At 69.4% G+C, this 8,340-nt stretch carries 10 protein-coding genes and 1 pseudogene; 6 read left to right on the forward strand and 5 right to left on the reverse strand.

What is annotated here, in order from left to right; genetic code table 11:
- From ACRDPS_RS10070 to ACRDPS_RS10080, 3 genes are all read left to right on the forward strand, one after another.
- Positions 1–680, forward strand: a 680-nt coding sequence (locus tag ACRDPS_RS10070) for a sulfurtransferase (RefSeq protein ID WP_431501497.1), incomplete at its 5' end; no start/stop codon positions are given.
- A gap of 2 nt (positions 681–682) precedes the next feature.
- The gene (locus ACRDPS_RS10075; RefSeq protein WP_431501498.1) at positions 683–982 is read left to right on the forward strand and encodes a DUF1416 domain-containing protein; all 300 of its coding nucleotides are present in this window, start codon (positions 683–685) and stop codon (positions 980–982) included.
- Positions 983–1,099: 117 nt separating this feature from the next.
- Entirely contained in the window at positions 1,100–1,924 is an 825-nt protein-coding gene (locus ACRDPS_RS10080; protein ID WP_431501499.1) for a 3-keto-5-aminohexanoate cleavage protein, read from the forward strand.
- Positions 1,925–1,949: 25 nt separating this feature from the next.
- On the opposite strand, the gene ACRDPS_RS10085 is transcribed toward ACRDPS_RS10080, so the two are convergent.
- Positions 1,950–2,630: a TetR/AcrR family transcriptional regulator gene (locus tag ACRDPS_RS10085; protein ID WP_431501500.1), complete on the reverse strand. Its 681-nt coding sequence runs from the start codon at positions 2,628–2,630 to the stop codon at positions 1,950–1,952.
- A 98-nt stretch (positions 2,631–2,728) separates the two neighbouring features.
- Between ACRDPS_RS10085 and ACRDPS_RS10090 the strand changes: the two genes are divergently transcribed.
- Positions 2,729–3,253 carry an alcohol dehydrogenase catalytic domain-containing protein gene (locus tag ACRDPS_RS10090; RefSeq protein WP_431501501.1) on the forward strand — a complete coding sequence of 175 codons (525 nt, stop codon included), beginning with the start codon at positions 2,729–2,731 and terminating at the stop codon, positions 3,251–3,253.
- The gene (locus tag ACRDPS_RS10095; RefSeq protein WP_431501502.1) at positions 3,250–3,687 is read left to right on the forward strand and encodes a zinc-binding dehydrogenase; all 438 of its coding nucleotides are present in this window, start codon (positions 3,250–3,252) and stop codon (positions 3,685–3,687) included. Before ACRDPS_RS10090 ends, ACRDPS_RS10095 begins: the two co-directional genes overlap by 4 nt.
- A 108-nt stretch (positions 3,688–3,795) precedes the next feature.
- On the opposite strand, the pseudogene ACRDPS_RS10100 reads toward ACRDPS_RS10095, so the two are convergent.
- A pseudogene (locus tag ACRDPS_RS10100) lies at positions 3,796–4,281 on the reverse strand (TetR family transcriptional regulator); the annotation flags it as partial.
- A 111-nt stretch (positions 4,282–4,392) separates the two neighbouring features.
- Here ACRDPS_RS10100 and ACRDPS_RS10105 point away from each other — a divergent pair.
- Positions 4,393–5,583: an FAD-dependent oxidoreductase gene (locus ACRDPS_RS10105; protein WP_431501503.1), complete on the forward strand. Its 1,191-nt coding sequence runs from the start codon at positions 4,393–4,395 to the stop codon at positions 5,581–5,583.
- Position 5,584: 1 nt separating this feature from the next.
- Here the strand turns inward: ACRDPS_RS10105 and ACRDPS_RS10110 are convergent, their stop codons facing one another.
- From ACRDPS_RS10110 to ACRDPS_RS10120, 3 genes are all read right to left on the reverse strand, one after another.
- Positions 5,585–6,109 carry a hypothetical protein gene (locus ACRDPS_RS10110; RefSeq protein WP_431501504.1) on the reverse strand — a complete coding sequence of 175 codons (525 nt, stop codon included), beginning with the start codon at positions 6,107–6,109 and terminating at the stop codon, positions 5,585–5,587.
- A complete protein-coding gene (gene cysC / locus ACRDPS_RS10115; protein WP_431501505.1) occupies positions 6,106–7,305 on the reverse strand; it encodes an adenylyl-sulfate kinase in 1,200 nt (399 codons plus the stop codon). Before cysC ends, ACRDPS_RS10110 begins: the two co-directional genes overlap by 4 nt.
- A 233-nt stretch (positions 7,306–7,538) precedes the next feature.
- Positions 7,539–8,340: elongation factor 1-alpha C-terminal domain-related protein (locus ACRDPS_RS10120; protein WP_431501506.1), on the reverse strand; the 802-nt coding region annotated here is incomplete at its 5' end.

An 8,340-nucleotide genomic window follows, 5' to 3' on the forward strand; every position in this document is an offset into this window, starting at 1 on the left:
ACAAGGCCCAGTTCTCCGCGCTGCTCTCCGAGCGCGGCGTCGCCAACGACGACACCGTGGTGCTCTACGGCGGCAACAACAACTGGTTCGCGGCGTACGCGTTCTGGTACTTCAAGCTCTACGGCCATCAGGACGTCAAGCTCCTCGACGGCGGTCGCAAGAAGTGGGAGCTCGACTCCCGCGAGCTGACCGACGAGACCGTTGCCCGCGAGGCGACCAGCTACACCGCGCAGGATCAGGACCACTCGATCCGCGCCTTCCGCGACGAGACCGTCGAGGCCATCGGCGTGAAGAACCTGGTCGACGTACGTTCGCCTGACGAGTTCGCCGGCCGCCTCCTCGCTCCGGCCCACCTCCCGCAGGAGCAGGCCCAGCGCGCCGGGCACATCCCGACCGCGGCCAACGTCCCGTGGTCGAAGGCCGCGAACGACGACGGCACCTTCCGCTCCGACGATGAGCTCAAGGAGATCTACTCCGAGGCCGGCGTCGACTGGAGCAAGGACACGATCGCCTACTGCCGCATCGGCGAGCGCTCCTCGCACACCTGGTTCGTGCTCAAGGAGCTCCTCGGACAGGAGAACGTGAAGAACTACGACGGCTCGTGGACCGAGTACGGCTCGCTCGTCGGTGTCCCGGTCGTCACCGGTGACGAGCCCGGCTCTGCTGATGGGGGCAACTGAGCATGTGCGGAGCAACTGAGGGCGGGCTCTCGCTCGCCGGCGTCGATGTCGCCAAGGAAGCTGTCATCCAGGGTCAGGTGCTGCGTGACGGTACGCCGGTCCAGGGCGCGTACGTGCGCCTGCTCGACCGCACCGGCGAGTTCACCGCCGAGGTGCCCACCTCGGCCACCGGCCACTTCCGGTTCTTCGCCGGCGACGGCGAGTGGACCCTGCGTACGCTCGCGCCGAAGGCGGACCCCGTGGACAAGCTGGTCCACGCCGCGGTCGGCAACGTCGCCGAGGTGACGATCCCGATCGGCTGACGATCCCTGACGTGGGAGTCCCGGTGTCACTGGTTGACACCGGGACTCCCACGTCGTTTTTCGGTCCGTTCGTGGAGATCTTGCGGCCAATCTGACATGTGACGATAGGTTGTCCTCATGTCTGGACTGCTTGTGACCGTTGCGCCGACCGGGGCGGAGACCGCGAAGGAAGACTGCCCGCAGCTTCCGACGACGCTGGAGGAGCTGGTGGCCGCGGCCGTCGAGTGTGAGGAGGCCGGCGCGCGGATGATCCATGTCCATATCCGCGACGACGCGCACGCTCCGACGCTCGACATGGGGAGGCTGACCGAGACTGTCGACGCGCTCCACGAGAAGACCGAGCTGATCGTGCAGCTCTCCACCGGTGGCTCGGTCCACGATCCGCTCGACCAGCGGCTGAAGGTGCTCGACGCCGGGCCGGACTCCTGCTCGCTGACCATGGGCACCACCAACTTCGGCGACGACGTCTTCTCCAACCCGTGGCCGTTCATCACCGAGCTCTACCAGCTCACCCAGGAGCGCGGCGTGGTGCCGGAGTTCGAGCTCTTCGACCTGGGACACGTCGCCGGGCTGCAGCGCCTGCTGGGAAAGTACGGCCTGCCCGCCGGCGGCAAGGTCCACGTCGACTTCGTCATGGGCGTGCCCGGTGGCATGCCCGGCACCTCTGCCGCCCTGGTCGCCGGCGTCGCCGCGCTGCCACCGGAGGTGACCTCGTGGTCGGCGACCGGCATCGGCCGCACCACCCTCCCGGTCATGCTCACCTCGCTGGCCATGGGCGGTCATCTGCGGGTCGGCATGGAGGACGTACTCACCCTTTCGAAGGGTGTCCCTGTCGACTCCAACCGTCAGCTCGTCGAGCGCGCCGTCGAGGCCGCCGCAGTCTCTCAGCGCGAGCCGCTGAGCACCGAGGAAGCCTGGGCCCTCCTGGGTCTCAAGCTGTAGCTGCCGATGCGCCGACTCTCGAAGATCAGGATCGTGAAGGTCGTCGTCCCTGGGGCCCGTCACCGGTGAACGGGAGACTGTCCAGCGTGAGCGCTGTTGGTGGGGGCAGCGGTTCGCGCGTCGCGTCGGCACGGAAAGACTGGAGCAGGTAGGCCACCAGGCGCCGGGAGGCCGCGGCGTCGTCCGGTAGGGCGGCCACCAGGCCGCAGTGTGCCAGCATGACGACACCGAGGTCGGATGGGTGGAAGTCGGCCCGAAGCGCACCCGCCGCCTGGGCCCTGTGGACCAGGGTCATGATGCCGTGCTCGGCGTGCTTCCGGGACTGCGCGTGCTCGGCGGTGCTGTCCGGGAAGGCTGCGAGAAATGCGGCCGGGAAGCCTCGTTCCTTCCGCTGGAGGTCGCAGACCGTCTCGACCAGCAGTTGGAATCCCTGCCATGGGTCGGGGACGGCCAACGCGTCGGTGAGTGCCCGCCCACAGGTCTCCATCTGCTCCTCGAACGCGCCCTGGACGAGGGCGTCCCGAGTCGGGAAGTGCCGGTAGAGCGTCGCCACGCCGACTCCGGCCCGCCGGGCGACGGTGGCCATCGGGGCATCGATCCCGCGCTCGGCGAAGACCGCGCGGGCAGCGGCGAGGACGCGCTCGCGGTTGCGGCGCGCGTCCGCTCGCACCCCCTCCGGGGCTGTGATCCGAGACGATTCCACCATCAGTGTCTCTCGCTTCCGGCTCAAACGGATGATTGCGTCCACTTAGGACCTTACCGTCTGTGTCAGACCCACATACGACTACAGCTGGAAGAGGCAGGATGAACGACCACACGATGAAGGCAGTGCTCTACGACCGCTACGGCGGCCCCGAGGTCCTCTACGTGGACCGGGTGCCGCGCCCCGAGCCGGCCCGGGGCGAGGTGCTGGTGAGGGTGCACGCCTTCAGCGTCAACGGCGGCGAGCTGTCGGCTCGTGCCGGCGATCTCAGTCTCCTGTTCGGCCGGAGGTTCCCCAAGCGCGTCGGCCTGGACTTCACCGGCGAGGTCGCCGCACTCGGCGATGGAGTCACCAGCCTCGACACCGGCGACCGTGTATGGGGAGTGATGGGTCGCACCTCGGGGTTCGGCAGCGCGGCGGAGTATGTGGCCGTGCCCGCCGACCGGGTCGGCCGGGTCCCTGATGGGCTGGACCTGGTGGAGTCCGCCGCGTTGCCGGTGGCCACTACGGCCATCACCGCGCTGCGAGACAAGGCGGGGCTGCGCCCCGGCGAACGACTCCTTGTGCGCGGTGCGGCGGGCGGCGTCGGCAATGTGGGCTGGGGCGGGCGTACGGCGCGGAGGTGACTGCACTTGCTCGCGCCTCCAACCTCGACTTCGTCCGCGGGCTCGGGGCACATGAGGCCGTCGACCATCGGAGCGTCGGTCCGGAGGACCTGGGCCGTTTCGACGTGATCCTGGATACCGTGGGGTCCGACCTGCGTACCTTCCGGGGCCTGCTCGATCCCGGTGGCCGCATGGTCACGATCGCCTTCGACCTGAAGCGGCCCGCGGCGTCGCTCGGCTACATCGCGGCCAGCACGGTCCACGGGCGGGGCCGGGTGCGCTTCTTCAGCGGCAACCCCACCCCGGCGCTTCTCGACGACCTGGGACGGCATGTGGTCGAGAAGAAGCTGAGCCCGGCAGTCGACGCCGTCTTCCCGCTGGAGGAGACGGCGGCGGCGCATCGGGCGCTGGAGGCGGGCGGCGTACGGGGCAAATACGTGGTCAGGGTCGTCTAGGGGCGCGAGTCGGCTCGTCCTGACCGAGATCCACGCCGAGTCGGTGGTCAGGTAGCGCTGGATCGTCGGACCTACCCAGTCGACGATCTCGTCGGGAGTCATCTCGACGATGGGCGGAATCTCGAGTACGTAGCGGCCCAGTGCGATCCCGATGAGCTGTGCAGCGGTCAGCGCTGCGCGGCGCGGGGCCTGGGAGGGATCGGGGCAGACCGGCGCTACGGCAACTGCGACCTGGGTCGCGAAGATGCTCCGCATCTGCTCCGCCGCGCCGGGGTCGGTGGCGGCGCGGCGCAGGAGGGCCATCAGCGTCCCGTCGGAGTCCCACATCCTCATGAAGTGAGCGACCAACGCCCTGCCGGCCTCACCGACCGGTGCGGTGGTGAGGTCGGGGAGAGCGAGGTCGATCGAGGCGGCCAGCGAAAACAGGTCCTCCTTGCTGCCGAAGTAGCGCATCACCATCGACGGGTCGATCTGAGCCTCGGAGGCGATCGCGCGGATGGTCGTGCGGTCGTATCCCTGCCGCGCGAAGTGCTCGCGGGCGACGGCGAGGATGCGTTCGCGGGTCTCGGCTCCGGATCGGCGCGTATCGGTCATGCCAACAAGTGTAGGCCAACGCCCGTTGACGTCAATGCCGATGGCGCGCTAACTTGGTCAACACCAGTTGGCCAACAATTGTTGGCCTCCGAAGACAACAAGGAGCGCATCATGTCCACCATCACCACTGATGTCCTCGTCGCCGGGGCCGGCCCCACCGGCCTGGCGGTGGCCGCCAAGCTGGCCGCTGCCGGCATCGACGTCACCGTCATCGACAACCAGGCCTCCGGCGACAACACCTCACGGGCCGCCGTCGTGCACGCTCGTACGCTGGAGGTCCTCGCCGACCTCGACGTCTCCCGCCGCTTGGTCGAGGAGGGCATCGAGGCTCCGCGCTTCACCATCCGCGATCGCGACAAGGTCCTGGTGCCGATCAGCTTCGGGGACCTGCCCAGCGACTTCCCGTACGCCCTGATGGTCTCCCAGGCAGTCACCGAGCGGGTTCTCCTGGAACGTCTCACCGAGCTCGGCGGCCACGTACGCCGGCCGCTCACCCTCGTCGACCTCGTCCAGGACGACACCGGGGTCACCGCCACCACCGACGACGGCAGCACGATCCGGGCGCGCTATCTCGTCGGTGCCGACGGGATGCACTCCACCGTCCGCGACCAGGCCGGGATCGGGTTCCCGGGCGGCAAGTACGCCGAGTCGTTCAGTCTCGCCGACGTACGCATCGAGGGCGACCTGCCGCGCGACGAGGTCATCCTCTTCTTCTCGCCCGAGGGCACCTTGGTCTCGGCGCCGCTGCCCGACGGCTCCTTCCGGTTCGTGGCACCGGTCGAGGACGCGCCGGCCGAGCCCGACGTCGACTACGTCCAGGGCCTCCTCGACCGGCGTGGCCCAGCATCGAATGCCACCAACCCGGTCAAGGTCACCGAGATCGTGTGGGGATCGCGCTTCCGGGTCCACCACCGCGTCGCCGATGCCTACCGCGCCGGGCGGGTGCTGATCGCCGGGGATGCCGCCCACGTGCACAGCCCCGCCGGCGGCCAGGGGATGAACACCGGGCTCCAGGACGCCGTCGTGCTCGGTGACGCGCTCGTCGCGACCCTCGCTCGCGGCGAGGAGACCGTGCTCGGCGACACCCTGCTCGACGACACCCTGCTCGACGACTATGACGCCCGGCGCCGTCCGGTCGCCCAGGAGGTCGTCGCGCTCTCCGACCGGCTGACTCGGTTCGGTCTCGCGCAGGGTGTCCGACGGGGCGTACGGAACCTGGTGCTGTCCACGCTCGCGAGGCTCCCTCGTTTCCGCCGGATGCTGGCCTGGCGGCTCTCCGGGCTGGTCTACCGCGACCGCTGAGTCAGCTGTGGAGCGCCCGCAGGACGGACTCGACCGGTGTGCCGCGTATGGCCGATCCTGCGGGGATGATGTGGATTGCCCGCTTTCCGTCGGAGATCCGGACACCGGGTTCGTACTCGCGCCGGAACGGGATCCCATCGGTCCAATAGTCGATCTTGACCAGCACCCCCACGGTCTGGATCTCGGCCTTCGCACGCTCGATCGTCCAGCGGGGAGCGGTGTCCCCGTAGCCCCAGATCTCGAAGGCGTCGGGCCGGACGAGCACGGCGAACGTCTCGTTCTCCCCGAGGTGACGGGACCGGGCCCGGGCCTTTCTGGCGCAGCGCTTGGCGTCGTGCGAACCCAGGCTGTAGACGATGGTCGAGCCGGGGCCGGCGTCCAGGACGAACCCGCTGGAGGCAGGTGTGCTGGACCGTGCCATGAAGGCGAAGAAGATCAGGACGATCGCCGTCAGCCCGAGGATCGCCGGGAGGGTGCTGCCGGTGATCTCGCCGCCGAGGAGCTCGACGGGCGGAACGTACGTCACCGGGCGAGGTCGAGGTAGCCCGCGTCGCGCAGGGCTTCGATGACGTCGCCGAGCGCGTCATCGATGGAGCGGCCGGTGGTGTCGACGCGTACGTCGGCGTCGGCCGGCTCCTCGTAGGGCGAGGAGATCCCGGTGAACTCCGGGATCTCGCCGCGCCGAGCCTTGGCGTAGAGGCCCTTTCGGTCGCGCCGCTCGCACTCCTCCAGCGGCGTGGCCACGTGCACCAGGAACACGGCGCCACCGGCGTCGTCGACATAGCGGCGTACGTCCTGGCGGGTCGCGTCGAAGGGCGCGATGGGGGAGCAGACGGCGAGGCCGCCATGGCGGGAGATCTCGGCGGCCACCCAGCCGATCCGGCGGATGTTGGTCTCCCGATCCTCCTTGGAGAAGGTCAGACCGGCGGACAGGTTGCGACGCACGACATCGCCGTCGAGCGAGGTGACCGTCCGTGCACCCTGCTCCAGGATCCTGTCCATCAGAGCGCGAGCCAGCGTGGACTTGCCCGAGCCGGACAGGCCCGTGAAGAAGATGACCAGGCCCTGGTCCTCGAGGGCGGGGCGGTCGCGGTCGATCACGGCTGCGACGTCCTCGGGATAGTCGTCGGACCTGTCAGCCGAGGCCAGCGCGTGGACCGGGTCACCCCCGGCGTACGCGTCCACGACGGCCACGCCGAGGCCATGGTCGGCCTCGGGGTCGTCGTGCGAGGCCAGCGGCACCGCGACGACGGCTGCGTCGGGCAGCGCGTCCGCCGCGAGCAGCGAGGCGCGCAGCAGCGCTGCTGGGGAGAGCGACGGCGTGCCGTGACCGACGAGGGCGAGCAGGAGCACCGGGCCCAACGACCCCAGCTCGGTGATCTCAGAGCTGGTGAGCGCATCGGTGACCGGGACAACCGTCCGACCGACGTACGTCCTCCGGGTCTGCTCCGGGGTGAGGTAGAGCCGCCGGAAGGGACCGTAGGCAGGGGAGGAGAGTCCCGTGACGTCGCCGGTGGGCCAGGTGACGCGCGCCAGCGGGAGGCCCTCGGGGTCGACGATCTCCACCTCGCCGTCCCTGCCCGCGATCTCGGCGATCGGGGCCGGAAGCGCGAGCGTCAACGGCGACCCGGGCGCGTTCAGCGGGCCGGGGAGGGCGCCGGAGACGATCAGCTCGATGTCGTCGAGCTCGCGTGGGGAGGGAGAGTGTTGCGGTACAGGCACGTCCCGAACTCTAACGGCGCTGGCCGGGGTGCTCGGAACTGCTCTCGCGGGTTGTCAGGCGGGGCAGATTCCCGCCATGGCGGGAATTTGCCCCGCCCTCGGCCGTCGGTTGCCGCGACTGGGGGCCATTTCCCCGCCATGGCGGGAAAATGCGCCGCCCCCGGGCTCCCGCCGCCCGACACACGAAGCGGCGGCCCCCCGCAGGGAGCCGCCGCAGCGTACGAACAAACTGATCAGTCGTTGATCATGCCCGCGCCGACGGTGACGCCGGTCGCCTCGTCGATGAGGATGAAGGAGCCGGTGGTGCGGTTCTTCGAGTAGGGGTCGCAGAGCAGCGGCTTGGTGGTGCGCAGCTGCACGCGGCCGATCTCGTTGAGCCCGAGCTCCTGGGTCTCCAGGTCGCGGTGCAACGAGTTGACGTCGAGGCGGTACTGGATGCTCTTGACCAGGGCCCGCGCCGAGTTGGACGTGTGCTTGATCGCCAGCTTCTGCCGCGGGCGGAGCGGGGCATTGGTCATCCAGCAGACCATCGCGTCGATGTCCTGGGACGACTCCGGGGCGTTCTTGACGCGAGCGATCATGTCACCGCGGGAGACGTCGACGTCGTCCTCGAGGCGTACGGTCACCGACATCGGCGGGAACGCCTCGGGGATCTCCTTGTCGAACAGGTCGATCCCGGCGATCTTGCTGGTCATGCCGGAGGGAAGCACCATGACCTCGTCGCCCGGCCTGAGCACGCCACCGGCGATCTGGCCCGCGTAGCCGCGGTAGTCGTGGTGCTCGTCCGACTTCGGCCGCACGACGTACTGAACCGGGAGCCGTACGTCGACCAGGTCGCGGTCGGAGGCGACGTGGACGTGCTCGAGGTGGTGGATCAGCGTCGGACCGGAGTACCAGTCCATGCTGGTCGAGCGGGTGACCACGTTGTCGCCCTGGAGCGCCGAGATCGGGATGACCTCGAGGTCCGGGATGTTGAGCTTGGTCGCGAACGCGGTGAACTCGGCCGAGATCTTGTCGTAGACCTCCTTGGAGTAG

It is taken from the genome of Nocardioides sp., assembly GCF_050699375.1.
GTDB lineage: Bacteria > Actinomycetota > Actinomycetes > Propionibacteriales > Nocardioidaceae > Nocardioides.

Bases quoted from the DNA above. Each gene is read 5' to 3' on its own strand.
- ACRDPS_RS10085 (WP_431501500.1), bottom strand. From the start codon at position 2,630: ATGGTGGAATCGTCTCGGATCACAGCCCCGGAGGGGGTGCGAGCGGAC.
- ACRDPS_RS10090 (WP_431501501.1), top strand. From the start codon at position 2,729: ATGAACGACCACACGATGAAGGCAGTGCTCTACGACCGCTACGGCGGC.
- ACRDPS_RS10105 (WP_431501503.1), top strand. From the start codon at position 4,393: ATGTCCACCATCACCACTGATGTCCTCGTCGCCGGGGCCGGCCCCACC.
- ACRDPS_RS10075 (WP_431501498.1), top strand. From the start codon at position 683: ATGTGCGGAGCAACTGAGGGCGGGCTCTCGCTCGCCGGCGTCGATGTC.
- ACRDPS_RS10080 (WP_431501499.1), top strand. From the start codon at position 1,100: ATGTCTGGACTGCTTGTGACCGTTGCGCCGACCGGGGCGGAGACCGCG.